The following is a 23,769-nucleotide window of genomic DNA, read 5'->3' as shown; positions in this document are numbered from 1 at the left end:
CACTTGGCGGTTTTGTTCCCCCCCCCTTTGTCTTTGTGCTTTTTTTTGGGCGGAGCCCCGGGGGAACCCTCCCCCAGGGGAGGGGGAGGGCCCCACCCCCTGGCGGGGGTGCGGCCCCTTCCGCGTCATCCGTACGTCAGTGCACGGGGGAGCCCTGCGGCTGCGGCGTGATGCCCAGCGCGGCGGCGTACTGCGACAGCACGAGCTTGCCGATCGCCGGGTAGGCGCCCAGCGGCTCAGCGGCCAGGCAGTCGGCCTCCTTGGCGGCGGTGTCCAGCAGTCCGTCCGCGACCTCGGGGCCGATCAGGTAGGGGGCGACCGCGAGCTGCACCGAACCGGAGCCGCGCAGCTGCTCGGCCATGGCGGCGATCGAGCCCTCCTGGTCGAGCGCGGCGGCCATCACGGGCACGGCGAGGCGGGCGGCCAGCAGCATGCCGGTGATCCCGGCGGCCTGCACGGCCTCCTCGCCGCCGACCGTCGCCAGGATGATGCCGTCGGCGGCGGTGGCCACCGTGAACAGCCGGGCGCGGTCGGCGCGGGCCAGACCGGCCTCGGAGAGGCGTACGTGCAGGGCCTCGGCGAGCAGCGGGTGCGGGCCGAGGACGTCGGTCAGCTCGGCGGCGGCACGGCTGTCCATGACGGCCTGGCGCACCCGGCGGATCAGGGCGCTGTCGGGGCCCGCGAGCAGCGGCACGACGACGGCGACGGGGCCGTCGGGCGCGGCGACGTCCTGACCGGCGGCACGGGCCTGCTCGTAGCGGGCGGTGCGCTCGGCGGCGGTGTGCGCGAGCACGGCGTCGAGCGGGGGGAACTCCACGGCGGCCTCGTCGGCCGCGTCCAGGTAGCCGATCCGGGCGTTGAGGCCGGGCAGCTCCGAGCGCGCGATGCTGATGACTTCCTCCGCCAGGGCGCGCACGGCGGGGGAGGGGGTACCGGGAACGGCGAGGACGAGCGCGGGCGCGCCCTCGGGAGCGACCACCGGTTCCGGGCGGCGGTGCCGCCCTGGCTGGCGGGGTCGCGGCATTCGTACAGGCAGGCCGGATGCGGGCCCAGTGGGGGAGCTCATGGCGCCGCATGCTACTGGCTTTGCGTGCGCGGCTGTTCGGGTAGGGGTCAGGTGAGCGGTATCTGTCCACATTTATCCCGTGAGTGACATTGCCCTCAAGTGTCCCGCTCTGTCGTGACCCACAACATGCGCGGGTGGTGCGGCAGTCGCAGCTCGTCGCGGGCCAGCGCCGAGGCGATCAGCAGGGCTCCGGCGAGCGGATCTCCCGCCGCGGGCACTTGGCGGACGGACGGCAGCAGGGCGTCGAGCTCCTCCCGTACGGGGACGAGGAGCGGGTCGCCCACCCGGAACAGGCCGCCGGTGAGCGCCACTTCGCATTCGCTCACACTTTCGGCCGCCCTGTCGCCGACGGCTCCGCTCGCGCCGGAGTCCTTGGCCGTGCCGGGGCCGGGCCCGCTCGCGGGGTCCTCGCCGCGCGCGGGCGGCACGTCCGGGCAGACCGCCGCGGCCGACTCGGCGATGGCGCGGGCAGCCGCGCGCAGGATCGCCGCCGCGACCGGGTCGGACGGGGCACAGCGCGCCACCTCCGGCGCGAACGACGCCAGCACGGCGGGCCGGTCGGTGCGCGGATACAGCAGGCCGGGCAGCTCCGCCACGGGTCCGAACAGCGCCTCGGTGCGCTCCAGCAGGGCCGCCGAGCCGCCGTGCCGGCCGTCGTGGGCGCGCAGCGCGGCCTCCAGGCCCGCGCGGCCGATCCAGGCGCCGCCGCCGCAGTCACCGAGCAGATGGCCCCAGCCGTCGGCCCGCCGCCACCGCGTCAGATCCGTGCCCAGCGCGACCATTCCGGTGCCCGCCGCGACCACCGCCCCGGGCCGCTGGCCGAGCGCTCCGGCGTAGGCCGTCACCGCGTCGGCGGCCAGCGCGAGGCGTCGCACGCCGAGCGCACCGGCCAGGCCCGCGGGCAGCCGGGCGCGCAGGTCGTCGCCGAGCGAGACCATCCCGGCGGCGCCCACGGCCACCGCCGCCACCCGGCCCGCGCCGGTCCGGTCCAGCAACTCCCGGGCCGCGGGCGCCAATTGGGCGAGCAGCTGTCCCGCGTCGATCCCGGCGGGACCCGTGCGCACCGGCTCGTCGCTGAGCGACACCTCCGCCGGGGCGCCCCCGTCGGCCCGGCCGAGCGCGAACCGTACGCCGGACCCGCCGGAGTCGACGCCCAGCACCCACACGCCGTCGCCGCCCCCGGCGACCGTCACGGCAGGCGCCAGTCGACGGGCTGCGCGCCCTGGCGGACGAGGAGGTCGTTGGCCCGGCTGAACGGCCGCGACCCGAAGAACCCCCGGTCCGCCGACATGGGCGAGGGGTGCGCGGACTCGATCGCCGGGAGCTCGCCGAGCAGCGGGCGCAGGTTGCGCGCGTCGCGCCCCCACAGCACCGACACCAGCGGGGTCCCGCGCGCGACCAGCGCGCGGATGGCCTGCTCGGTCACCTCCTCCCAGCCCTTGCCGCGATGCGCGGCGGGCTTGCGGGGCGCCGTGGTCAGTGCCCGGTTGAGGAGCAGGACGCCCTGCTGGGTCCAGGGCGTCAGATCGCCGCTGGAGGGCCTGGGCAGCCCCAGGTCGGTGTGCAGCTCGCGGAAGATGTTCTCCAGACTGCCCGGCAGCGGGCGCACCTCGGGGGCGACCGAGAAGGAGAGCCCCACGGCGTGCCCCGGTGTCGGATACGGGTCCTGGCCCACGATCAGGACCCGCACGTCCTGGAACGGCTGCTGGAAGGCCCGCAACACATGCTGTCCGGCCGGGAGGTAGGTGCGCCCCTGGGAAATCTCCTGACGGAGGAAGTCGCCCATGGAGGCGATCCTTCCGGCCACGGGCTCCAGAGCGTCCGCCCATCCGGGCTCGACGATCTCTTTCAACGGTCGTGCTGCCACGGCCGTCACTCTACTGGCGGACCACCGCCGCCCGTACGCACAGCACATCGGGCAGATGGGAGGCGAGCAGGCTCCAGCTGTCGCCGTCGTCCGCGCTCGCGTACACCTCCCCGTTGCGGTTGCCGAAGTACACGCCCGCGGGGTCGGCGTCGTCGGTGCACAGGGCGTCGCGGAGCACCGTCCCGTAGTGCGCCTGCGAGGGCAGTCCGGCCGACAGCGGCTCCCAGGTGCGCCCGCCGTCCTGGCTGCGGAAGACCCGGCACCTGTTCCCGGCCGGGACCCGGTCGGAGTCGGCGGTGATCGGGAACACGTAGACGGTGTCCGGGCGGTGGGGGTGGGTGGCGGCGGCGAACCCGAAGGTGGAGGGCAGTCCCTCGCCGATGTCCTGCCAGCGCTCACCGCCGTCGTCGCTGCGGTAGACCCCCCAGTGGTTCTGCAGGAACAGCCGGTCCGGATCGGCCGCGTCCTGGGCGATCTTGTGGACGCACTGGCCGAACTCGGGGTGCTGGTCGGGCAGGAAGACCGCCGAAACGCCCTTGTTGGCGGGCGCCCAGCTCTCGCCTCCGTCCCGGGTGCGGAAGACCCCGGCGGTGGAGACCGCGACGGTCACCGCCCGGGCGTCGCGGGGGTCGGTGACGATGGTGTGCAGACCCTCACCGCCGCCGCCCGGCACCCACTGCGAGCGTGTCGGGTGCTCCCACAGCGGACGCACCAGGGTGAAGCTCTCGCCGCCGTCCTCCGAGCGGAAGAGCGCGGCCGGTTCGGTGCCCGCGTAGACCACGTCGGGCGCCTCGGGGCCCGCCGGGTGCAACTGCCACACCCGCTCCAGCGACTTGCCGGTGAACTCCGGGAACTTCACCGCGGGCCGGGGTGGCTCCACCCAGGTCGCGCCGAGATCGTCCGAGCGGAAGACGGAGGGCCCCCAGTGCGCGCTGTCGCCGCCGACGAGCAGCCGGGGGACCGGGCGCCGGGTGTCGATCCCGATGGAATAGACCGCCTGGGCGTTGAAGCGCGGCCCGTCGAACCGCCACTCGCCGCCGTGCCTGCGGCCGATGAACAGTCCCTTGCGGGTCCCCACAGTGAGCAGTACGTCGGTCATCGCTACCCCTCCAAAACGCCGTTGTCCCGGATATCCGCCAGTCTGCACCCGACCACTGACAGCGGCCCCCGAAGCCGGGGTCCGCGCAGGTCACAGGGCGTGGGAGCGGGATGCGGGGCGTGGCGCGAGGCCGACCGGGCCGCATTCACCCGGACGGGACCGGAGCGACCGTGACCGAGCCCTTCGAGGTCGCCCGAGGGCCTCCGGGCCGGGTCAGATCGCCCAGCCGTACTGGTCCGGCACCCGCACCTCGCCGCCCAGCTCACGGGCCGCCTGCCGCGCCCAGGACGGGTTGCGCAGCAGCTCCCGGCCGAGCAGGACCGCGTCCGCCTCCCCGTTGGCGAGGATCTTCTCGGCCTGGGCCGGTTCGGTGATCAGGCCGACGGTGGCGACGGGCAGCCCGCTCTCGCGGCGCACCCGGGCCGCGAATGGCACCTGGTAGCCGGGACCCACGGGAATGCGCACCCCCGTGGCGTTCCCGCCGGTCGACACGTCGAGGAGGTCCACACCGCGCTCCTTGAGCAGCGCGGCCAGGCGGACGGTCTCGTCCGCGGTCCAGCCGCCCTCCTCCAGCCAGTCGGTGGCCGAGACCCGGAAGAACAGCGGCAGCTCCTCGGGCCACACCTCCCGTACGGCTTCGGTGATGTCGAGCGCGAGGCGCGTGCGGTTCTCGAACGAGCCGCCGTACGCGTCGGTGCGCCTGTTGGAGTGCGGGGAGAGGAACTCGCCGATCAGATAGCCGTGGGCGCCGTGGATCTCGACGACCTCGAACCCGGCGTCCCGCGCGCGCCGGGCCGCGTCCGCGAACTGCCCGACGACCTCCTTGATCTGATCGGTGGTCAGCTCGCTGGGCACGGTGTGGCGGGGGGTGAAGGGCACCGGGCTCGGGCCGAGCGGCTGCCAGCCCTCCTCGGCGTCCGTGGCGATCGGCGCGCCGCCGCGCCAGGGGCGGTCGGTCGAGGCCTTCCGGCCGGCGTGCGCTATCTGGATGCCGGGGACCGTGCCCTGCGCCTTGAGGAACCGTACGATCCGGCCCAGCGCTTCGGCCTGGGTGTCGTTCCAGATGCCCAGGTCCGCGGGGGAGATCCGGCCCTCGGGGCTGACGGCGGTGGCCTCGACGAGGATCAGCCCCGTGCCGCCGGTCGCCCGGGCCGCGTAGTGGGCGAGGTGCCAGTCGTTGGCCACACCGGCGTCCGGACCGAACACCTCGGCGCTGTACTGGCACATCGGCGCCATCCAGATCCGGTTGGGGATCGTCAGCGACCGCAGGGTGTACGGCTCGAACAGGGCACTCGCAGCAGGCACGGCAGACTCCATTCCGGACGGCCGCGGCGCCACGGGCGGCGCCGGATCCGGTTCGTACGATATGCATCGTAGTACGGGAGATGTCAAACTACGACGCCTCTCGTACAATGCGTATGTGTCCACTGCAACGAGCAAGCGCGAACTCGACCACCCGGCACGCCACGAGATCCGTCTGGAGGCGGTGCTGCACGCGCTCTCCGACCCCATCCGGCTGCGGGTGGTCGGTGAGCTCGCGGCGGCCGACGGTGAGGTGTCCTGCTCGTTCTTCGACCTGCCCGTCACCAAGTCCACGACCACGCACCACTTCCGCGTGCTGCGCGAGAGCGGCGTCATCCGGCAGACCTATCGCGGCACCGCGAAGATGAACGGGCTGCGCCGCGACGATCTGGAAGAGCTCTTCCCGGGGCTCTTCGACCGCATCCTGGGCGCGGCGGCGCTCCAGGGGGCGCGGCTCGACGGCTGAGCGCCGCTCGGCTCGCGTGCGCCCCACTGCCGGGGCCGACGCCCTCCGGCCGGGCGCTCAGTCCCCGCGCGCGCCCAGCGCGGCGGCGAGCAGTCCCTCCCAGTCGGCGATCTTCACCGGGCCCCGGCCCAGCGAGCGGCCGAGCGCCGCCTCCGCCAGCTCGATGTCCCGCCAGCCCCGCCACTGGACCGGCCGCAGCCCCGACTCCCGCATGGCGTCCACGGGTTCGCCCTCGACGGGCCGCCGCGCCAGGGCGTCGGCATCCGCCAGGAGCGAGGTCACCGTCTCCTTGGCACACGGGCGGTTGGTGCCGATGACGCCGGTCGGGCCGCGCTTGATCCACCCCGCCACGTACTCCCCGGGCGAGGGCACGCCGTCGCGCAGCACCCGGCCCGCCGCGTGCGGGACCGTCCCCGTCGCCGGGTCGAACGGCAGACCCGCCAGTGGCACGCCCAGATAGCCGACCGCCCGCAGCACGAGCTGCGCCTCGATCTCCTCGTACGTGCCGGTGCCGCGCACGCCCCCGGCCCCGTCGGGGGCGGTGTGCTCGAAGCGGACGCCGCCCACCCGCCCGTCCCGCTCCAGGATCTCCACCGGGCGCAGGAAGAACCGCAGCCGCAGCGTGCGCTCCACGCTCCGCCGCTCGCGGTCCGGCGCCGCCCAGCCGCGCAGCACCTCGATGTTGCGGCGGACGGCGGCGGGCAGTGCCGAGGGGTCCGCGCAGGCCGGGTCCAGCGCCAGTTCGGCGGCGTCCACCACCGCCTCGGCGCCCGGCAGCACGCCCAGCTCGCGCAGCTCCTTGGTGGTGAACTTCGCCTGCGAGGGGCCGCGCCGGGCGGCCATGTGCACCTCGCGCACCCGGCTCGCCGCCAGCGCGTCCAGCGCCGCGTGCGGCACGTCGGTGGGACGCAGCTCCTCGGCGCCGCGCGAGAGGATGCGGGCCACGTCCACCGCCACGTTGCCCGCGCCGATGACGACCGCCGAGCGGGCGGTGAGCCATTCGAGGCGGAATCCGTTCGCCGAGGCGTCCGGGTGGGCGCTGTACCAGGCGACGAAGTCGGTGGCCGAGCAGCTTCCCGGCAGGTCCTCGCCGGGAATGCCGAGCCGGCGGTCGGCGGAGGCGCCCACGCAGTACACCACCGCGTGGTAGAGCCGCAGCAGCCGCTCCGGAGCGAGGCCCCCGGGCCCGATCTCGACGTGCCCGAGGAAGTTGATCCGTTCGTCCTCCAGGACCGCGCGCAGGTTGTTCTGGAGGGATTTGATCTTCTCGTGGTCGGGCGCCACCCCGTACCGCACCAGACCGTACGGACAGGGCAGCCGGTCCAGGACGTCGACGCGCAGGCCTGGGACCGTGCTCTGGGTGACCAGGGACTGAGCGGTGTAGACCCCGCTCGGCCCGGAACCGACGACGGCTATGCGCAGCACGAAGGGTCTCCCTTCCCGCAGGCGGATCCCACCGGGGGACTCCAGCATCGCACCGGCACGCGCGCGGCGTCAGGGGACGGCGAGCGGTTTCCCCTGCGGTGGCGGGTTGCCGAGCTCCCAGTCGAGCCCGAAACGCTGGAACAGCTCGCCCCGCAGCCGGGGCACCTCCATGGGGGCGCCGGGCAGCAGGGCCGCGAAGACCGCGCCCATCAGCAGGGCCCGCAGGATCGGGTACTCGGCGTCCACGTCCGCCGAGCCGTACCGCCGCATCGTGTCCTTCAGCAGCCAGGACAGGCGCTGCTGCTCGGGGCACTGCACGAACCCCTCGGCCTGGAGGATGCCCGCCATGTGGGCGCGCATCAGCACGGGGTGGACCGCGGTGAGGTCCAGTATCGCGTCGATGGCGCGGGCCAGCCGCTCCCGTCCGTCCTCGGTCCGCGGCTCCTGCTCCAGGCCCGCGTCCAGGGCCAGGTGCATGACCCGGTGGACGGCCGACTGGAGCAGTTGGCGCTTGCCCGGGAAGTAGTACGAGACCAGGCCGCGGGCCGAGCCGGCCCGGTCGGCGATGTCGCCGAGGGTGGTCGCCTCGTAGCCGCGCTCCGCCACCAGCTCGACTGTCGCCTGGAGCAGCCGCTCACGGGAACGCCGGCGCAACTCTTCATTGACCGATGCGCTGCGCGGGGACATGCTGTAACTCCTGCGTTGACTGGCTCTGAGCCAATATACTCAGGTGACCGTGTGCGGGAACCCCTGCCGGGTGTTCTGGCCTGCGGATTCGCTGTCCTTTCTGGGTGACGCGGGGGATCACCCAGGAGGGGCGGCCCTCTTCTGCCGCGCTCCGTCCGCGTCGACGAGGCCCAGGACGGGGCGCAGTCCGGCCGGCCGCTCGGTGACCGGCAGATGGTCCACGAAGTGGACGGCGCAGCCCAGCGCCGCGGCGCCGCCGTCCGCCTCCCGGTCGTCGCCCACCATCAGCACCTCGCCCGGCTCCCGCCCGATCGCCTCGCAGGCCGCGCGGAAGAGCCGCGGGTCGGGCTTCTGCACCCCGTGTTCGTACGACAGGACGTACGCGTCCACCAGGACGTCCAGGCCATGGGCGCGGAAGACCGGCCGCAGGTCCCAGCCGATGTTGCTGACCACCGCCACGCGCGCGCCCCGCTCCCGCAGCCCCCGCAGGACGGCTCCGGCGTCCGGATACGGGTGCCAGGCGGCCGGCGTCCTGTGCCGTTCGTAGAGCGCGGTGTGCAACTGCGGATCCGGCAATGTCACCGTTCGCGCGAGCCCCGTGTACGCCGCGCGGTGGAGTTCGGCGCTGCGGTCGCGGACCGCCCAGAGGTCCGCCAGATGCGGCGGCAGGAACTCGGGGGCGGGACCGCCGGGCAGCGCCCCCGCCCGGGCCAACTCGGCCGCGTACCGCGCGCGTCGCTCCTCGGTGAGCGCGATGCCGCGCGCGTCGAGGACGGCGTCGAGCCAGTCGCGCGTGGACTCGATACGGAACAGCGTCCCGGAGAAGTCGAACAGCACACCCTTGATCGCCATGGCGGCGATCCTCGCGTGCGGCCGGTGGCCGGTTCAAGCCCTGTCGCTCCCGGGCGGCCGGTTCGCGCCCCATCGCCCGTACGCCGCCACCGACAGACACACCAGTGCCGCCCCGATCAGCCAGCCGCCGGCCACGTCCGAGAGCCAGTGGACGCCGAGATAGACCCGGGTGAAGCCCACCCCGAGCACCGAGACGGCGCCGAGCGCGGCCACCGCCCGCCGCACCGCCGGGCGGGCGCCCCGGGCGACGGCCAGCCACAGCAGGAGGCCGAATGTCACCGTCACGGTGAGCGCGTGGCCGGACGGGAAGGCCGCGTACGAGGCGGAATCGACGGGATCCGGCCACTTGGGCCGTTCCCGCCCGAGCGCCGCCTTCATGGTCTGCTGCACCAGCGTGCCCAGCGCGCTCGTCGCCGCGGCCCACAGCGCCACGCGCCGCCCGCCGCGTACGAAGACGGCGACGACCACCGCGGCCAGCAGCGCGCGCATCGTCCAGGTGTCCCAGACCCAGTCGGTGAGCACCCGGTTGAGGTGGGTGAGACCCCGCTCGGCCACGGCCCTCCTGTGGAGCCCGTCGGCGACCGCGCGGTCCAGGTCCATCAGCGGGCCCCACGAGACCGCCACAAGGGCCAGCAGGAGGCCGGAGAGGGCCGTCAGGGCGGCGCCCGCGCGGGCCGGGCCGACTACGGGGGCCGGGACGCGGACCGGCGGGGGTGCGACGGGCATGGCTCGATCCTCGCTGAGACGCCCGCGGCTCGTGCGCGCGGGGTGCGTGCGCGGCGTCGTGGGGCGGCCGGCAAGGTGGCGGGTGGCTCGCCCTTCGGGCGGACGGCGCTACTTTGGCAACCCGCCCTAGCCGAGGGCGCGCAGCGCCGGGACGAAGGCCACCAGCAGGGGCACGACCGGGACCAGGGCGGCCGACGCCGTCAGCCGGAGCCGGTGGCCGGCGGTGAGCCGGGGCGAGGCGGCCAGCAGGCGGTTGACCCGCTGCGGGACCTCGCCGTGCGGGGCCGGGCAGGGCCCGAACAGGCCCCGGTCCTCGTTGAGTTCGACCAGCGCGAGCGCGATCGTCAGCCGGCCGTAGCGGCGCGAGGCGACATCGTCCGCGGCCAGCTCGACCAGCCGGTGCATCTCGTCACGGAAGGCCGCGAACACCGGGATCTTCGGGAATCCGTTGGCCAGCGCGGCCGAACAGTTCAGCAGCCAGTGGTGGCGGGCGCGCGCGTGCCCCTGCTCATGGGCGAGCACGGCGTCGAGCTGACGGCCCTTCAGGCGGCGAAGTGCCGCGGTGGTGATGACCAGTTGGGGACTGGGCCCCGGCAGCCACCAGGCGTTTGGACGCGGCCCCTCCAGGACCACCAGCGGCGCCCCGCCGGGTGCCTCGCCGGGCAGCAGCGGTGCGCGTACCAGCAGCTCCGAACGGCTCGCCCGGCGCCGGGCCCGCGCGTCGCGGATCTCCCGGGTGAGCATCGCGGCCGTCCAGGCACCGCCGCAGAAGAGCAGTACCGCGAGCGCCGCCGACCACGGGCCGTACGGCCCCAGCGCATACGCGTCGATCACCGCGCGCGGGGCGGTCGCGAACACCTGGCCCCGTACCGTCTGCCAGGCAGCCGCCGCGCTGAACACCATCGCCAGGGCGAAGCAGAGCAGCACCGCCCCCACCACGCACTGCCAGACCCACAACGCCACCACCGGCTCGCGCTCGGCCCAGTGGGCACGCGCGAACAGGCGCGGGGCCACCACGGCGGACACGACGCCGAGCGCCAGCAGCGCGAGGGAGACCATCATGTCCTCAGCCTATGAGCGGGGCCGTCCCCATAGGTACGACCTCGCGCGGCAAGTGACGCACGCCACGTTTTGATCACGGCCGTCCACCGGCGTCCGGGAGGGCGGCCGGGAGAACGGCGGACGGGGGGCGGACGAACACCGGGCGCACCGCGGGGGACGGGCCCCGACGGACGTCGCGGGCCGGCCCCCGACGTCCGTCACAGGGCGAGCAGCATCGCCAGCATGGCCATCCCCATCGACAACCGGCAGGCCAGGGTCAGTTCGGGCCGCGCGCCCCAGCCCGGCGCGGCGACCGCCCCGGCGGGCCCCGCCGTGGGCAGCAGCCGTATCCCGGCCGTGAGGACGTAGCCGACGTAGTAGACGAGCAGCGCGCCGGTGAGCGGGGGGATGCCGCCCGCGGCCCCCGCGTGGCCCTCGTGGCCCGGGTGGCCGCCGGGGGCGCCCATCGTCAGCGCCATGTAGACCATCGCGAGCGAGCCGATGGCGTGGTGCAGATGGTGTCCGCCGCCGGCCACGCGCGCGTGGACGAGCCAGCCCGCCCGCAGGGCCGTGGCCCCGAAGACCCCCGCGTACCCGGCGAAGATCCAGGGCGGCGGGGTCGCGAAGGCCGCCGGGACGGCCATCGCGGCCATGCCGAACCCCATCACCGCCTCGCCCCCGGCCGAGTCGCGCGCGTGAGGGCAGCCGCTGCGCAGCCGCAGGACGCCGTACGCGCCGGTGGCCGCGCAGACCGCCACGAGCAGCCAGCCGGACAGCGCCGTTCCGTGCATGGCCACCTCCCCGCTCCACATGTCGCCCCGCCGAGGGGTCGATGCCCGTGGGGCCGGTCGCGCACGCGGGCGCAAGGACACACAAGGGGGCGCGTGAGGGGCTCGCGGGACGGCGGAGGGCCGTCCCGCCGGACCCGGCGCGGCCGGAGGAGGCCGGGTCAGGGGCGAAAGCGCAGCGGGTGGTCGGCCGGCACCTCCACCACCACGATCCGCACCCCGTCCGGGTCCTGGAGCCACATCTCCACCAGTCCCCACGGCTCGCGCACCGGGGGCCGCGAGATCTCCACCCCGCGCCCGGTCAGCTCCTCGTACGCCTCGGCCACGTCCGCCACCTGGAGCCACAGCCGCAGACCGGGGGAGAGGGGCGCCTCGGCGCGGCCGGAGACCTCCAGGAAGCCGCCGCCGAGGAAGTAGACCGTGCCGCGTTCCGGTCCCGTACCGAACTCGCGGTAGACCGGGAGGCCCAACTGCCCGCCGTAGAAGGCGCGGGAGCGGTCCGGGTCGGTGGGGCGCAGAAGGGTCCTGCTGCTCAGCACATGAACCATGGAGGCAGGTTAGAAGACGCCCGCCGGGGCGGGGTTAGGCTCGGGGTGCGCCCGCCACGTCATGATGCAGTTGGGAGAACGTTCGCCATGGACACCACCCGCGCCGGAGAGCTGAGCTACCGGGACGCCACCGAGGCCGATGTCGAGGAGCTGGTCCCGCTCATCGAGTCGGCGTACCGGGGGGACACCAGCCGGGCGGGCTGGACCACCGAGGCGGACATCCTCGAGGGGCAGCGCACCGACCCCGAGGGGGTGCGCCAGGTGATCACGACGCCCGGCAGCCGGCTGCTCACGGTGGAGCGGGACGGCCGGATCGTCGCCTGCTGCCAGCTCGAACACCGCGGCCACGCGGCCTACTTCGGGATGTTCGCGGTCCGCCCCGAACTCCAGGGCGGCGGCCTCGGCAAGGAGATCATCGCCGAGGCGGAGCGCAGCGCGCGCGAGACGTGGGGCGTCACCGAGATGCACATGACGGTGATCTCGGTACGGGACGAGCTGATCGCCTGGTACGAGCGGCGCGGCTACCGCCGTACGGGACAGCTGACGCCCTTCCCGTACGGCGACGAGCGCTTCGGCATCCCCCAGCGCGCGGACCTCGCCTTCGAGCTGCTGGTGAAGGAGCTGGTCCGGTGACCGCCGGGGGCGTCTGTCAGGCCGTGAAGCGGCCGGTGCGGCGGATCTCCGGATAGTCGGTCGTCGCGCCGTCCAGGCCCAGCGCGCGGACCAGCCGCAGATGGTCCTGGGTGTTCACCACCCAGCCGATGACCTGTACGGACGCGGCGTGCGCCCGTTCGACGTCCTCCAGGGTCAGCCGGCGGATGTCGAGCGAGAGGGCGTGCGCGCCGACCGCCGCGGCCCGGTCCGCGATGCCGGTGTCCCAGCGGCTCGCGACCAGGACCGTCCGTACCCCCGGCACCAGCGAGGCCATCCGCACCAGCGCCTCCTCGTGGAACGAGGAGACCGTCACCCGGCCCACGACATCGCGCGCGTGGATGACGCGCGCGAGCTCGTCGGCGGCCCTGACGTCCTTGATCTCGGCCTGGAGCGGTGAGGCGACCGCGTCCAGGACCTCTTCGAACAGCGGGATGCGCTCGCCCTGGCCCGCGTCGAGCTCCCTCAGCTCCGCGACCGTCTTGTCGGCCACCGGGCCCTTCCCGTCCGTGGTGCGGTCCACGTCCGCGTCGTGCAGCACGACGAGCGCGCCGTCCTTGCTGAGGTGCAGATCCAGCTCGATGACGTCCATGCCCGAGCGTTCGGCGCGAACGAAGGAACGCAGGGTGTTCTCCGGCTCGACACCCATGACCCCGCGATGACCGATGGTGAGGAACGTCAAGACAGGCCTCGCTTCCGTCGACGGCGGTTTCCGCGGCGGGCCATCCCGAGCCCACGCGGCAGTGCCGCAGCCTAACGGCCGCGACGCGCGATGGACCCCGGCTCGCGCGGGGCATCCACGGTGTCCGCCCGGACGCCACGGGGCATCCGCGCCCCTGAGAGGCCACTCGCGGGTGGGCGAGTTGCCGCTGTCTTGACCCGGGCCAGCACTACGTCCGCGCCGTGGCAGAACCGAGCGCCTCGGCGGAGCTTCACAGGAAGAACAGCGGCCTGTGTGACGTAGTACGGGATAATTTCCCGAGATCCCCCTTGAGCGGGGTAACCGAACACGGATACGGTGTCTTGACGCGAGGTTCTCCTGTGGAGGAAGTGACATGACGGAAATTCTTGTGCAGGACGTGGCTGTCGGGGGCGTTCTCGCCACCCGGCCCGTGGTCGAGCACCCTGCCTGGACCGTGCTCAAGAGTTCCGTCGAGGAGATCCGGCCCTGGCAGTCCAAGGACGGCTCCATCGACTTCGACGCCGAGGGCGCCCCGTCCCGCGCCACCGCCGAAGCCGCCGTCGAGCGCGTCGCGGGCGCGGTCGAGGAGCTCTCCCTGCTGCTGCCGCACGACGCCGCCTACCACCGCGCCCTCGTCGCCGACCTGCGCAAATGGGCCGACAGTGCCTTCGACGTGCCGGACTTCCTGGACTCGCTGCTCGCCTTCCACCCGGCCGCGGACCGCGCCGACGGGCTCCAGCGCCTGGTCGTCTTCCCCATGTACACGCAGAACGGCAACCCGGACCGCAACCTGGAGGCGGTCGTCCTGCGCATGGTGTGGCCCGACTGGCTGGCCGAGCTGGAGGCCACCCGCTACGACAACCCGCTCTTCTGCGGCATCGCCTTCGAGGACTTCACCGCCGGGTACGACACCCACTCGGCCGTCCTCTTCCCCGAGACGATCGCCGTGCGCGAGGCGCCCGAGCGGTTCACCTGGGGCGGCATCTTCTGCGACCGCGAGGCCGCCCGCTTCCGCCGGGTCACCGAGGCGGCCGTCGACATCCTCGGCGTCGAGCTGCCCGAGGACATCCGGGAGATGGTGGGCGACCAGGAGCGCTGCGAGAAGGCCTTCGTGCTCTGGGACATGGTCCACGACCGCACGCACAGCCACGGCGACCTGCCCTTCGACCCGTTCATGATCAAGCAGCGCCAGCCGTTCTGGATGTACGGCCTGGAGGAGCTGCGCTGCGACCTCACCGCCTTCAAGGAGGCCGTGAAGCTGGAGGCCGAGGGCAACCAGCACGGCCGCGACGTGCAGTACGCGGTGCTCTTCGACCGGATGTTCCGCTTCCCGGTCTCCGGCGACCGCAACCGCAACTACGACGGCCTCGGCGGTCAGCTGCTCTTCGCGTACCTGCACAAGCACGACGTGGTGCGCTGGACCGACAACAGGCTGCACATCGACTGGGAGCAGGCCCCCCGGGTCACCAACGAGCTCTGCGCCGAGATCGAGAAGCTCTACCGGGACGGCATCGACCGCCCGAAGCTGGTGCACTGGTTCGCCGCGTACGACCTGGTCTCCACCTACCTCGCGCCGCACCCGGGATCGCGCTGGGCCAAGGGCCCGGACGCCCTGGACCTCTCGCTGCCGCCGCGCAAGCTCGTCGACGACGTGCTCGCGGACGAGTTTCCCCTGAGCATGTTCTATGAGGCGCTCGCCAAGAAGCTCAAGGACGTGATTGCCTCCACCAAGGGGATCACCGCGGCGAGCGTCCAGCCGGCTGCCGCGTGAGCACTGGTGCGGAGGAGATGAACATGAACGTCAACGGGAATGGCAGCGGGCCGCTGAGCGGCGCCGTGGTCGCGGTGGCCGGTGCGGCGGGCCCCGCGGGCCGCGCCGCCCTGCTCAGGCTCGCCGAGGCGGGCGCGACCGTGGTGGCGTCCGACGCGGACCCGGCACGCCTCGCGGAGGCCGTGGACGCGGCGCGCTACGCCCATGGCGGCGCGACCGTGGTCGGCGACACCGTCGACCTGCTCGACCTGGACGCCACCCGCGAGTGGGCGGCCCGGACCGAGAAGGAGTTCGGCCGGATCGACGGCCTGGTCCACCTCGTGGGAGGCTGGCGCGGCAGCCCCTCCTTCCCGGAGACCGACCTCGCCGACTGGGAGCTCCTGGAGAAGCTGCTGGTCAAGACCGTGCAGCACACCTCGCTCGCCTTCCACGACGGGCTGCTGCGCAGCGACCGCGGCCGTTTCGTGCTGGTCAGCCAGTCCGGGGCGCACAAGCCCACCGCGAACAACGCCGCGTACAACGCGGGCAAGGCCGCGGCCGAGGCCTGGACGCTCGCGCTCGCCGACGCGTTCCGCAAGGCGGGGGGCGAGGGCGGTCCGAACACCGCCGCCGCCATCCTGGTGATCAAGGCACTGGTGCACGACGCGATGCGCGCCGAGCGCCCCAACGCCAAGTTCGCGGGCTTCACCGACGTCAAGGAGCTGGCCGAGGCCATCGCCGGAGTCTGGGACCGCCCCGCCGAGGAAGTGAACGGACAGCGCCTGTGGCTGACCCCCAAGCCGTGAAGACGGACGCACGACGCCACCACGACCCCGAGGTGCGCGGCTTCGCCAGCGACAACTACGCGGGCGTGCACCCCGAGATCCTCGCCGCCATCGCCCTCGCCAACGGCGGCCACCAGGTCGCCTACGGCGAGGACGACTACACCGACCACCTCCAGCGCGTCATCCACAGCCACTTCGGCGCGGGTGCCGAGGCGTTCCCGGTCTTCAACGGAACGGGCGCCAACGTCGTCGCCCTCCAGGCGCTGACCGACCGCTGGGGTTCGGTGATCTGCGCCGAGTCCGCGCACATCAACGTGGACGAGGGCGGCGCGCCGGAGCGCATGGCGGGCCTGAAGCTGCTCACCGTGCCGACCCCGGACGGCAAGCTCACCCCCGAGCTCATCGACCGGCAGGCCTGGGGCTGGGAGGACGAGCACCGGGCGATGCCGCAGGTCGTCTCGGTCACCCAGAACACCGAGCTGGGCACGGTCTACACGCCCGACGAGATCCGCGCGATCTGCGACCACGCCCACCAGCACGGGATGAAGGTGCACCTCGACGGTGCCCGGATAGCCAACGCCGCGGCCTCCCTGAACGTGCCGATGCGCGCGTTCACCAACGCCGCCGGCGTCGACGTGATCTCGTACGGCGGTACCAAGAACGGCATGCTCTTCGGTGAGGCCGTCGTGGTGCTCAACCCGGACGCGGTGCGCCGGATGAAGCACATCCGCAAGATGTCGATGCAGCTCTCCTCCAAGATGCGCTTCGTCTCGGTGCAGTTGGAGGCGCTGCTCAGCAAGGACCTGTGGCTGCGCAACGCGCGCCACGCCAACGCGATGGCGCAGCGGCTCGCCGAGGGCGTCCGCTCGGTCGACGGGGTCGAGATCCTCTACCCGGTCCAGGCGAACGCGGTCTTCGCCCGGTTGCCGCACGACGTCAGCGAGCGTCTCCAGAAGCGCTACCGCTTCTACTTCTGGGACGAGGCGGCCGGCGATGTGCGCTGGATGTGCTCGTACGACACCACCGAGGACGACGTGGACGGCTTCCTCGCGGCGCTCAAGGAAGAGCTGGCCCGCTGAGACGGCCTTCCGACGGCTCCTGAGCCACTCCGCAAAACTGAATATCTATACGGCCGACCGTAAAGCCATTGACTTGCGGTCGGCCGTTTTCGTACGCTCGCGTGCCATGCGACTTCAGCAGCGGAACCCCGAACTCTCCGCCTATCTCGTGGCGGACGAGGTCATCGACCATGACCACCCGGTGGTGCGTGAGCTGGCGGCGAAGCTGGCCGCCCAGGCGACTGACGCATACTCATACGCCGAGCTCGCCTATGAACACGTCCGCGACACCGTCGCGCACTCCCAGGACGCGGGCGACGAGTGCGTCACCTGGCGGGCCTCCGACGTCCTGGAGCGGCGCACCGGCATCTGCTACGCCAAGTCCCACGCCTACGCCGCCCTGCTGCGCGCCGAGGGGATACCGGCCGCGCTCTGCTATCAGCGCCTCGCGGACGACGACGGCACTAACCCGGCGATCCATGGGCTGGTCGCCCTGAAGCTGCCCGGTGAGCGCGAGTGGGCGCGGCAGGACGTCCGCGGCAACAAGCCCGGCGTCGACGCGTGCTTCTCCCTGGGGCAGGAGCGGCTGGCCTGGACGCCCCGCCCGAAGTTCAATGAGGTGGACTATCCGGTACTCTACGATGTACCACACCCGGTGGTGCTGGCCGCCCTGAAGGCCGCTCCCGACCGTCCGCACCTCTGGCGGACGCTCCTGACCGAACTGTGAGGCACGACCCGCCATGACGCTCACCGTCACCGTATCCGACGAGGTGCGCGCGATCGCGCCCGGCTTCACCCATGTCGCCGTGGAGGCCCGCGGGCTCGTCAACGGGCCCAGCGACGAGGCGGGTTCGGCGCTGCTCGACGAGGCCGCCCGGCGGCTGCGCGAGCGCCTGGGGTCCCTCGACCCGCACGAGGACCCGCACATGGCCGCCTGGCGGGAGGCGTACACCGCGTTCGGCGCCAAGCCCTCACGCACCCGCAACTCGGCCGAGGCGCTGGCCAAGCGCGCTCTCGCCGACGGCGGGCTGCCGCGGATCAACCGGCTCGTCGACGTGTACAACGCGATCAGCGTGGCCCACCTCGTCCCGGTCGGCGGCGAGGACATCGACCGCATCGCGGGATCGATGCGGCTGGTCCGCGCCACCGGCCAGGAGCCCTTCCACACCGTGGCGGGCGGCGAGGCGGCGGTCGAGCACCCGGAGGCGGGCGAGGTGGTGTGGTGCGACGACGAGGGTGTCACCTGCCGACGCTGGAACTGGCGCCAGGGCGTGCGCACCCGGCTCACCGAGGAGAGCGTCAACGCGCTCTTCCTTCTGGAGGGCATGGCTCCGCACTGCCGCCCGGAAGTGGCCGCGGCGGAGCTCGCCGAGCTCCTGGAGAAGGTGAGCCCCGGGGCCCGGGTCACCGTGCACGCCCCGGTCGCCGCCGGGGCGTGACGTCAGCGCCGCCTCAGTGGCTGGCCTCGCGCTCGCGCACCTCTTCGGGCGTGGGCGCGGTGCCGCCGAGGTGCGCCGGGATCCACCAGGTGTCCGCGGCGTCCTTGGGACGTACGGGATAGGCGCGCTGGGCGGCTTCCAGAAGCTCCTGGCAGCGCTCCCGCAGCCGCCGGGTGATCGCCCCGGCGAACTGGTCGGCGGGCGCCTCGACCGGCTCGCCGACCCGGATGGTGACGGGGATGTGGCTGCGCTTGAAGTTGCGCGGCCGGCCCTTGGTCCACACCCGCTGGGTGCCCCACAGCGCCATCGGGATCAGCGGGACCCCGGCCTCCTGGGCGAGCCGGGCGGCACCCGACTTGAAGCTCTTGAGCGTGAACGACTGCGAGATGGTCGCCTCGGGGAAGACACCGACGATCTCTCCCGAACGCAGCGAGTCCAGCGCGTGCGCGTACGCGTTCTCGCCCTGCTTGCGGTCGACCGGGATGTGCTTCATCCCGCGCATCAGCGGGCCCGAGATGCGGTGCCGGAAGACCGACTCCTTGGCCATGAAGCGCACCAGGCGCTTCTGCGGCAGGGCGGCGAGTCCGGTGAAGATGAAGTCCAGATAGCTGATGTGGTTGCTGACGAGCACCGCGCCGCCGGAGCGCGGGATGTTCTCCGAACCCTGGGTGTCGATCTTCAGGTCGAGCGCCTTGAACATCGTGAGAGCGGCGCCGACGACCGGCCGATAGACGAGTTCTGCCATCTGGGGGAGACCCTTCTGCTTTCCCGGGGGAGAGTACTTCCGGTGGAAGTTACGCAGCCGTAGGTTTTCGGCGTTGGGCAGATCGTGCCCGATACGCGCCGTGGTGGCCAGTCCTGCGGCCTGTGGACGGGGAGATTCTCGTCACGTACGCGCAGGTCGGGGGCGGGTGGGAATCTTCCGGGCGGTCCTCGGCGCTGAAGAGTCCGGACCGCTGGACCGAGGAGAGGAAGCACGGTGCGCGAGGACGGGCCGAGGCTGGGAGCAGCCCAGTTGGGCGCGGAGCTGGGCGAGCGGGCGACCCTGGTGCAGTTCTCCAGCGCGTTCTGCCAGCCCTGCCGCGCAACCCGGCGCACCCTGGCGGAGGTTGCGGCCATGGTGGACGGGGTCGCGCATGTGGAGATCGACGCCGAGGAGCACCTCGCGCTGGTGCGGGCGCTGGAGATCCGTGCCACGCCCACCGTCCTGGTCCTGGACCGCGGCGGCCGGATCGTGCGCCGCGCGGCGGGACAGCCCCGCCGGGCCGACGTGATCGCCGCGCTGGGGCAGGCGGTGTGAGCGGGGCGGCGGGGGTCGTGACGGATCTCCCACATCGTAGAAGGCACTTGACTGCGTGTACCCGCAATCGTCAATCTGACGACGTGCCGAACCGAATCCTTCTCCCCGGCTGCGTCCCCGCGGACGCCGCCCGCACCGCACGTGCGCGCTGTCCGGGCTGCTGAGCAGTCCACAGCCCCATCGCACCGACCGCAGAAGGACAACTCCATGACGGCTTCGCCCGAACTCGGCACCGCACGCGCCGCCTCCCCCCAGCTGTTCCGCGCGGTCTTCCGTCAGCACGCCGCCGGTGTGGCGGTGATCACCGCACAGCGTGACGGCCGTCCCGTCGGCTTCACCGCCACCTCCCTGAACTCCGTCGCCGCCGAGCCTCCGCTGCTCTCCTTCGGCATCGGCACCGGCTCCTCCAGCTGGCCGGTGATCTCCGAGACCGAGCACATAGGCGTCCACATACTCGGCGAACACCAGGAAGACCTCGCCGCGACCTTCGCCCGCAGCGGCGCCGACCGCTTCGGCGGCGACACCCGCTGGCGGCCGGGCCCCGAGGGCGTCCCCGTCCTCGACGGCGTCCTGGCCTGGCTGGTGTGCCGGGTGGCCGCGCGCATCCCGGCCGGCGACCACCGCATCGTGGTGTGCGAGGCGGCCTTCGGCGAGCCCGCCGGACCGGGCCGTCCGCTCCTGTACCACCAGGGTCGCTTCAACGCGCTGCGCGACTGAATCGTCTCCGTACCCGCCGGTTACTCAGCGTTGGCAACGTCACAGTTCAAAGCGCTTGCTTACGGGGAACACAGTGGGTGTACTGGCGAGTAATATTTGGTTCGGAGCGTCGGTCGCCCCGACCGGAGACCGCCCCATCAGGCGCCTATGCTGCGTGCAACAAGGCAGCCCAGAAATGACGATGCAGTAGGAGAGCCGGCGTGAGCTTGAGGATCGTTGTCTGTGTGAAGTACGTGCCCGACGCCACCGGCGACCGGCACTTCGCCGATGACCTGACCGTCGACCGCGACGACGTCGACGGCCTCCTTTCGGAGCTCGACGAGTACGCGGTCGAGCAGGCACTGCAGATCGCCGACGAGGCGGACGACGCGGAGATCACCGTGCTGACCGTCGGCCCCGAGGACGCCAAGGACGCGCTGCGCAAGGCGCTCTCCATGGGCGCCGACAAGGCCGTCCACGTCGAGGACGACGACCTGCACGGCACCGACGTCGTCGGCACCTCGCTGGTGCTCGCCAAGGCGATCGAGAAGACCGGTTACGACCTGGTCGTCTGCGGCATGGCCTCGACCGACGGCACCATGGGCGTGCTGCCGGCGCTGCTCGCCGAGCGTCTGAACGTTCCGCAGGTCACGCTGCTCTCCGAGGTCTCGGTCGAGGACGGCGTGGTCAAGGGCCGCCGCGACGGCGACACCGCCTCGGAGCAGCTGGAGGCGTCCCTGCCGGCCGTCGTGTCGGTGACGGACCAGTCGGGCGAGGCCCGCTACCCGTCCTTCAAGGGCATCATGGCCGCCAAGAAGAAGCCGGTGGAGTCGCTGGACCTGGGCGACCTCGACCTCGACGCCGACGAGGTCGGCCTCGCGGGCGCCTGGACCGCGGTCGACTCGGCCGCCGAGCGTCCGGCCCGTACCGCCGGCACGATCGTCAAGGACGAGGGCGAGGGCGGCAAGCAGCTGGCCGAGTTCCTCGCGAGCCAGAAGTTCATCTAAGGCTCGCAGAGCCCCGACTGCCCCCAGATTCTTCGCACTCGCAGGAGATTGAGTCCCATGGCTGAAGTTCTCGTCTATGTCGACCACGTCGACGGCGCCGTCCGCAAGCCCACTCTGGAGCTGCTGACGCTGGCCCGTCGCATCGGCGAGCCGGTCGCGGTCGCCCTCGGCGCCGGCGCCGAGGCCACCGCGTCCGCGCTGGCCGAGCACGGCGCCACCCGTGTGCTGACCGCCGAGGCCCCCGAGTTCGCCGACTACCTCGTCGTACCGAAGGTGGACGCGCTCCAGGCCGCGTACGAGGCCGTGTCCCCGGCCGCCGTGCTCGTCCCGTCCTCCGCCGAGGGCAAGGAGATCGCGGCCCGCCTCGCGGTCCGCATCGGCTCCGGCATCATCACCGACGCCGTCGACCTGGAGGCCGGCGACAACGGCCCGGTCGCCACCCAGTCGGCGTTCGCCGCCTCGTACACCACCAAGTCCCGTGTCTCCAAGGGCACCCCGGTCATCACGGTCAAGCCGAACTCGGCCGCCGTGGAGGCCGCCCCGGCCGCGGGCGCCGTCGAGGCCCTGTCGGTCACCTTCTCCGCGCAGGCCACCGGCACCAAGGTCGTCTCCCGCACCCCGCGCGAGTCGACCGGCCGTCCCGAGCTGACCGAGGCCGCGATCGTGGTCTCCGGCGGCCGTGGCGTCAACGGCGCCGAGAACTTCGCGATCATCGAGGCGCTGGCCGACTCGCTCGGTGCCGCCGTCGGCGCCTCCCGCGCCGCCGTCGACGCCGGCTGGTACCCGCACTCCAACCAGGTCGGCCAGACCGGCAAGTCGGTCTCGCCGCAGCTCTACATCGCCTCCGGCATCTCGGGCGCCATCCAGCACCGCGCCGGTATGCAGACCTCGAAGACGATCGTGGCGATCAACAAGGACGCCGAGGCGCCGATCTTCGACCTGGTCGACTACGGCGTGGTGGGCGACCTGTTCGACGTCGTTCCGCAGCTGACCGAAGCCGTTCAGGCGCGCAAGGGCTGACCTGCCCGTCCGTACCGCCCCGGGGGCCGCGTGGTGATCTTCACCGCGCGGCCCCCGGCCGTTTCGGGCAGCCATTGACGTGACGGGTGCCCCTCACTAAATTCTGCTATGCGGATCGATGATTCCGGTAAGTGGAAAATCCGAATGTGTGCGGAGGGTGCGGGATGGGTCAGCAGGAGAAGGTGGCGACGAGCCTCGCGGGCACGGTCAGCGAGGAGATCAGCGCCTCGCTGACGGCCGTGGACGAGGAGCTCGCCCGCCGCTACCCGGGCGACCCCGGCACCCGCCAGCCCGTGCACACCGTCTACGTACCCGGTGACCTCTTCGACGCGGACACCCCGCGCTCCTGGGGCGACCGGGCGCTGGCCGCACTCGACGAACACGCCCCCGACGCCGCCTCCTTCGCCGACGTGCTCGGCATCGACGCCGACCTCGCCGAGCCCGTGTACGAGCGGGTGCGCGCCAAGCTGGAGCGCGAGCCGGTGGAGGACCTGCGCGTGGACTTCGAGGACGGCTACGGTCCGCGCCCGGACGCCGAGGAGGACACCGCCGCCGCCCGCGCGGCCCGGCTGATCACCGAGGCGTACGCGACCGGCACGGCCGCCCCGTACATGGGCATCCGTATGAAGTGCATGGAGGCCGCGGTACGCGACCGCGGCATCCGCACCACCGACGTCTTCCTCACCGGCCTGATGGAGCACGGCGGCCTGCCGGACGGACTGGTCCTGACCCTGCCGAAGGTGACCTACCCCGAGCAGGTCTCCGCCTTCGTACGGCTCCTGGAGGCCTTCGAGAAGGCCCACGGCCTGCCCGCCGGGCGGCTCGGCTTCGAGATCCAGATCGAGACCAGCCAGTCGATCCTGGCCGCCGACGGCACCGCCGCCGTGGCCCGGATGATCGGCGCCGCCGAGGGCCGTGCCACCGGCCTGCACTACGGCACCTTCGACTACAGCGCCTGCGTGGGCGTCTCCGCCGCCTACCAGGCGAGCGACCACCCGGCGGCCGACCACGCCAAGGCCGTGATGCAGGTCGCCGCCGCGGGCACCGGCGTACGGGTCTCCGACGGCTCCACCAACGTCCTGCCCGTCGGCCCCACCGCCCACGTCCACGAGGCGTGGCGGCTCCACTACGGCCTCACCCGCCGTGCCCTGGCCCGCGCCTACTACCAGGGCTGGGACATGCACCCCGGCCATCTGCCCACCCGGTACGCGGCGGTGTACGCCTTCTACCGTGAGGGCCTGGAGGCCGCCGCGGCCCGGCTGGCGGCCTATGTCGCCAAGGCCGGCGGCGACGTCATGGACGAGCCCGCCACCGCCAAGGCGCTCAGCGGCTTCCTGCTGCGCGGCCTGGACTGCGGCGCCCTCGACACCGAGGAGGTCACCCGCCTGACCGGGCTGACCCGCGCCGACCTCGACGGCTTCTCCTCCCCGCGCCGGGCCGCGCTCACCGTCACCGCCCCATAGCCGCGGAGCTGTCACCGCGGCCCCTTACCCTGGACGCGACCACATCACCAC

26 protein-coding genes are annotated in these 23,769 nt (G+C 72.9%); 12 read left to right on the top strand and 14 right to left on the bottom strand.

The features are described from left to right. Window positions 1-136: 136 nt before the first annotated feature. The 5 genes from ACZ5ID_RS03195 to ACZ5ID_RS03175 all read right to left on the bottom strand — a co-directional run bounded on the left by ACZ5ID_RS03195 (window position 137) and on the right by ACZ5ID_RS03175 (window position 5,349). Entirely contained in the window at window positions 137-1,066 is a 930-nt protein-coding gene (locus ACZ5ID_RS03195; RefSeq protein WP_406555464.1) for a sirohydrochlorin chelatase, read from the bottom strand. Window positions 1,067-1,161: 95 nt separating this feature from the next. Continuing rightward, entirely contained in the window at window positions 1,162-2,259 is a 1,098-nt protein-coding gene (locus ACZ5ID_RS03190) for an N-acetylglucosamine kinase (RefSeq protein ID WP_468892890.1), read from the bottom strand. Beyond that, window positions 2,256-2,933: a uracil-DNA glycosylase gene (locus tag ACZ5ID_RS03185; RefSeq protein WP_468892888.1), complete on the bottom strand. Its 678-nt coding sequence runs from the start codon at window positions 2,931-2,933 to the stop codon at window positions 2,256-2,258. Before ACZ5ID_RS03185 ends, ACZ5ID_RS03190 begins: the two co-directional genes overlap by 4 nt. A gap of 10 nt (window positions 2,934-2,943) precedes the next feature. Then, complete coding sequence (locus ACZ5ID_RS03180) at window positions 2,944-4,032, bottom strand: WD40/YVTN/BNR-like repeat-containing protein (RefSeq protein WP_468892887.1); 1,089 nt, start codon at window positions 4,030-4,032, stop codon at window positions 2,944-2,946. Window positions 4,033-4,245: 213 nt separating this feature from the next. Further along, entirely contained in the window at window positions 4,246-5,349 is a 1,104-nt protein-coding gene (locus tag ACZ5ID_RS03175; RefSeq protein WP_468892886.1) for an NADH:flavin oxidoreductase/NADH oxidase, read from the bottom strand. Window positions 5,350-5,452: 103 nt separating this feature from the next. Between ACZ5ID_RS03175 and ACZ5ID_RS03170 the strand changes: the two genes are divergently transcribed. Next, a complete protein-coding gene (locus ACZ5ID_RS03170) occupies window positions 5,453-5,800 on the top strand; it encodes an ArsR/SmtB family transcription factor (protein WP_468892885.1) in 348 nt (115 codons plus the stop codon). Between the two features lie 57 nt (window positions 5,801-5,857). Here the strand turns inward: ACZ5ID_RS03170 and ACZ5ID_RS03165 are convergent, their stop codons facing one another. The 7 genes from ACZ5ID_RS03165 to ACZ5ID_RS03135 all read right to left on the bottom strand — a co-directional run bounded on the left by ACZ5ID_RS03165 (window position 5,858) and on the right by ACZ5ID_RS03135 (window position 11,867). Then, window positions 5,858-7,225, bottom strand: coding sequence for an FAD-dependent oxidoreductase (locus ACZ5ID_RS03165; RefSeq protein ID WP_468892884.1), 1,368 nt, complete (start codon window positions 7,223-7,225; stop codon window positions 5,858-5,860). Window positions 7,226-7,294: 69 nt separating this feature from the next. Beyond that, entirely contained in the window at window positions 7,295-7,912 is a 618-nt protein-coding gene (locus tag ACZ5ID_RS03160) for a TetR/AcrR family transcriptional regulator (RefSeq protein WP_468892883.1), read from the bottom strand. 117 nt (window positions 7,913-8,029) lie between these two features. After that, window positions 8,030-8,764 carry an HAD family hydrolase gene (locus tag ACZ5ID_RS03155; protein WP_468892881.1) on the bottom strand — a complete coding sequence of 245 codons (735 nt, stop codon included), beginning with the start codon at window positions 8,762-8,764 and terminating at the stop codon, window positions 8,030-8,032. A 33-nt stretch (window positions 8,765-8,797) separates the two neighbouring features. Next, window positions 8,798-9,490 (bottom strand): phosphatase PAP2 family protein, encoded by a 693-nt coding sequence (locus ACZ5ID_RS03150; RefSeq protein WP_468892880.1) that lies wholly within the window; start codon window positions 9,488-9,490, stop codon window positions 8,798-8,800. Between the two features lie 126 nt (window positions 9,491-9,616). Then, window positions 9,617-10,552: a M56 family metallopeptidase gene (locus tag ACZ5ID_RS03145; RefSeq protein WP_468892879.1), complete on the bottom strand. Its 936-nt coding sequence runs from the start codon at window positions 10,550-10,552 to the stop codon at window positions 9,617-9,619. 197 nt (window positions 10,553-10,749) lie between these two features. Next, a complete protein-coding gene (locus tag ACZ5ID_RS03140; RefSeq protein WP_468892877.1) occupies window positions 10,750-11,322 on the bottom strand; it encodes a DUF5134 domain-containing protein in 573 nt (190 codons plus the stop codon). A gap of 158 nt (window positions 11,323-11,480) precedes the next feature. Continuing rightward, on the bottom strand, window positions 11,481-11,867 hold the full coding sequence (locus ACZ5ID_RS03135; protein ID WP_468892876.1) for a VOC family protein: 387 nt from the start codon (window positions 11,865-11,867) through the stop codon (window positions 11,481-11,483). Between the two features lie 87 nt (window positions 11,868-11,954). Here ACZ5ID_RS03135 and ACZ5ID_RS03130 point away from each other — a divergent pair, with 87 nt between their 5' ends. Beyond that, window positions 11,955-12,500 (top strand): GNAT family N-acetyltransferase, encoded by a 546-nt coding sequence (locus tag ACZ5ID_RS03130; RefSeq protein WP_468892875.1) that lies wholly within the window; start codon window positions 11,955-11,957, stop codon window positions 12,498-12,500. A 16-nt stretch (window positions 12,501-12,516) separates the two neighbouring features. On the opposite strand, the gene ACZ5ID_RS03125 is transcribed toward ACZ5ID_RS03130, so the two are convergent. Then, window positions 12,517-13,200, bottom strand: a complete 684-nt coding sequence (locus ACZ5ID_RS03125) for a glycerophosphodiester phosphodiesterase (RefSeq protein WP_468892874.1) — start codon at window positions 13,198-13,200, stop codon at window positions 12,517-12,519. 373 nt (window positions 13,201-13,573) lie between these two features. Here ACZ5ID_RS03125 and ACZ5ID_RS03120 point away from each other — a divergent pair, with 373 nt between their 5' ends. The 5 genes from ACZ5ID_RS03120 to ACZ5ID_RS03100 all read left to right on the top strand — a co-directional run bounded on the left by ACZ5ID_RS03120 (window position 13,574) and on the right by ACZ5ID_RS03100 (window position 18,232). After that, window positions 13,574-14,971 carry a DUF6421 family protein gene (locus ACZ5ID_RS03120; RefSeq protein WP_468892873.1) on the top strand — a complete coding sequence of 466 codons (1,398 nt, stop codon included), beginning with the start codon at window positions 13,574-13,576 and terminating at the stop codon, window positions 14,969-14,971. Between the two features lie 23 nt (window positions 14,972-14,994). Next, window positions 14,995-15,756: an SDR family NAD(P)-dependent oxidoreductase gene (locus tag ACZ5ID_RS03115; RefSeq protein WP_468892871.1), complete on the top strand. Its 762-nt coding sequence runs from the start codon at window positions 14,995-14,997 to the stop codon at window positions 15,754-15,756. After that, the gene (locus tag ACZ5ID_RS03110) at window positions 15,753-16,814 is read left to right on the top strand and encodes a threonine aldolase family protein (protein ID WP_468893174.1); all 1,062 of its coding nucleotides are present in this window, start codon (window positions 15,753-15,755) and stop codon (window positions 16,812-16,814) included. The genes ACZ5ID_RS03115 and ACZ5ID_RS03110 overlap by 4 nt, the downstream gene beginning before the upstream one ends. 106 nt (window positions 16,815-16,920) lie before the next feature. After that, a complete protein-coding gene (locus ACZ5ID_RS03105; protein WP_468892870.1) occupies window positions 16,921-17,520 on the top strand; it encodes a transglutaminase-like domain-containing protein in 600 nt (199 codons plus the stop codon). Between the two features lie 13 nt (window positions 17,521-17,533). After that, on the top strand, window positions 17,534-18,232 hold the full coding sequence (locus ACZ5ID_RS03100) for a B3/B4 domain-containing protein (RefSeq protein WP_468892869.1): 699 nt from the start codon (window positions 17,534-17,536) through the stop codon (window positions 18,230-18,232). Window positions 18,233-18,245: 13 nt separating this feature from the next. On the opposite strand, the gene ACZ5ID_RS03095 is transcribed toward ACZ5ID_RS03100, so the two are convergent. After that, the gene (locus ACZ5ID_RS03095) at window positions 18,246-18,977 is read right to left on the bottom strand and encodes a lysophospholipid acyltransferase family protein (RefSeq protein WP_406552302.1); all 732 of its coding nucleotides are present in this window, start codon (window positions 18,975-18,977) and stop codon (window positions 18,246-18,248) included. Between the two features lie 234 nt (window positions 18,978-19,211). Between ACZ5ID_RS03095 and ACZ5ID_RS03090 the strand changes: the two genes are divergently transcribed. The 5 genes from ACZ5ID_RS03090 to ACZ5ID_RS03070 all read left to right on the top strand — a co-directional run bounded on the left by ACZ5ID_RS03090 (window position 19,212) and on the right by ACZ5ID_RS03070 (window position 23,718). Further along, window positions 19,212-19,532: a TlpA family protein disulfide reductase gene (locus tag ACZ5ID_RS03090; protein WP_468892867.1), complete on the top strand. Its 321-nt coding sequence runs from the start codon at window positions 19,212-19,214 to the stop codon at window positions 19,530-19,532. Window positions 19,533-19,739: 207 nt separating this feature from the next. Continuing rightward, window positions 19,740-20,249 carry a flavin reductase family protein gene (locus ACZ5ID_RS03085; RefSeq protein ID WP_468892865.1) on the top strand — a complete coding sequence of 170 codons (510 nt, stop codon included), beginning with the start codon at window positions 19,740-19,742 and terminating at the stop codon, window positions 20,247-20,249. A 200-nt stretch (window positions 20,250-20,449) separates the two neighbouring features. Then, window positions 20,450-21,235, top strand: coding sequence for an electron transfer flavoprotein subunit beta/FixA family protein (locus ACZ5ID_RS03080; protein ID WP_365101502.1), 786 nt, complete (start codon window positions 20,450-20,452; stop codon window positions 21,233-21,235). 57 nt (window positions 21,236-21,292) lie between these two features. Beyond that, window positions 21,293-22,255, top strand: a complete 963-nt coding sequence (locus ACZ5ID_RS03075; protein ID WP_468892864.1) for an electron transfer flavoprotein subunit alpha/FixB family protein — start codon at window positions 21,293-21,295, stop codon at window positions 22,253-22,255. Between the two features lie 164 nt (window positions 22,256-22,419). Beyond that, complete coding sequence (locus ACZ5ID_RS03070; RefSeq protein WP_468892862.1) at window positions 22,420-23,718, top strand: DUF6986 family protein; 1,299 nt, start codon at window positions 22,420-22,422, stop codon at window positions 23,716-23,718. The last annotated feature ends 51 nt before the right edge of the window (window positions 23,719-23,769 follow it).

The organism is Streptomyces sp. NPDC031670 (assembly GCF_055580545.1).
This window is presented reverse-complemented; position numbering and strand designations above follow the sequence as displayed.

Excerpts from the sequence above, each read along its gene's own strand:
- ACZ5ID_RS03130 (WP_468892875.1), top strand. The coding sequence starts at position 11,955 with ATGGACACCACCCGCGCCGGAGAGCTGAGCTACCGGGACGCCACCGAG.
- ACZ5ID_RS03095 (WP_406552302.1), bottom strand. The coding sequence starts at position 18,977 with ATGGCAGAACTCGTCTATCGGCCGGTCGTCGGCGCCGCTCTCACGATG.
- ACZ5ID_RS03180 (WP_468892887.1), bottom strand. The coding sequence starts at position 4,032 with ATGACCGACGTACTGCTCACTGTGGGGACCCGCAAGGGACTGTTCATC.
- ACZ5ID_RS03160 (WP_468892883.1), bottom strand. The coding sequence starts at position 7,912 with ATGTCCCCGCGCAGCGCATCGGTCAATGAAGAGTTGCGCCGGCGTTCC.
- ACZ5ID_RS03085 (WP_468892865.1), top strand. The coding sequence starts at position 19,740 with ATGACGGCTTCGCCCGAACTCGGCACCGCACGCGCCGCCTCCCCCCAG.
- ACZ5ID_RS03120 (WP_468892873.1), top strand. The coding sequence starts at position 13,574 with ATGACGGAAATTCTTGTGCAGGACGTGGCTGTCGGGGGCGTTCTCGCC.
- ACZ5ID_RS03115 (WP_468892871.1), top strand. The coding sequence starts at position 14,995 with ATGAACGTCAACGGGAATGGCAGCGGGCCGCTGAGCGGCGCCGTGGTC.
- ACZ5ID_RS03150 (WP_468892880.1), bottom strand. The coding sequence starts at position 9,490 with ATGCCCGTCGCACCCCCGCCGGTCCGCGTCCCGGCCCCCGTAGTCGGC.
- ACZ5ID_RS03155 (WP_468892881.1), bottom strand. The coding sequence starts at position 8,764 with ATGGCGATCAAGGGTGTGCTGTTCGACTTCTCCGGGACGCTGTTCCGT.
- ACZ5ID_RS03075 (WP_468892864.1), top strand. The coding sequence starts at position 21,293 with ATGGCTGAAGTTCTCGTCTATGTCGACCACGTCGACGGCGCCGTCCGC.
- ACZ5ID_RS03140 (WP_468892877.1), bottom strand. The coding sequence starts at position 11,322 with ATGCACGGAACGGCGCTGTCCGGCTGGCTGCTCGTGGCGGTCTGCGCG.
- ACZ5ID_RS03145 (WP_468892879.1), bottom strand. The coding sequence starts at position 10,552 with ATGATGGTCTCCCTCGCGCTGCTGGCGCTCGGCGTCGTGTCCGCCGTG.
- ACZ5ID_RS03135 (WP_468892876.1), bottom strand. The coding sequence starts at position 11,867 with ATGGTTCATGTGCTGAGCAGCAGGACCCTTCTGCGCCCCACCGACCCG.
- ACZ5ID_RS03100 (WP_468892869.1), top strand. The coding sequence starts at position 17,534 with ATGACGCTCACCGTCACCGTATCCGACGAGGTGCGCGCGATCGCGCCC.
- ACZ5ID_RS03105 (WP_468892870.1), top strand. The coding sequence starts at position 16,921 with ATGCGACTTCAGCAGCGGAACCCCGAACTCTCCGCCTATCTCGTGGCG.
- ACZ5ID_RS03175 (WP_468892886.1), bottom strand. The coding sequence starts at position 5,349 with ATGGAGTCTGCCGTGCCTGCTGCGAGTGCCCTGTTCGAGCCGTACACC.
- ACZ5ID_RS03070 (WP_468892862.1), top strand. The coding sequence starts at position 22,420 with ATGGGTCAGCAGGAGAAGGTGGCGACGAGCCTCGCGGGCACGGTCAGC.
- ACZ5ID_RS03195 (WP_406555464.1), bottom strand. The coding sequence starts at position 1,066 with ATGAGCTCCCCCACTGGGCCCGCATCCGGCCTGCCTGTACGAATGCCG.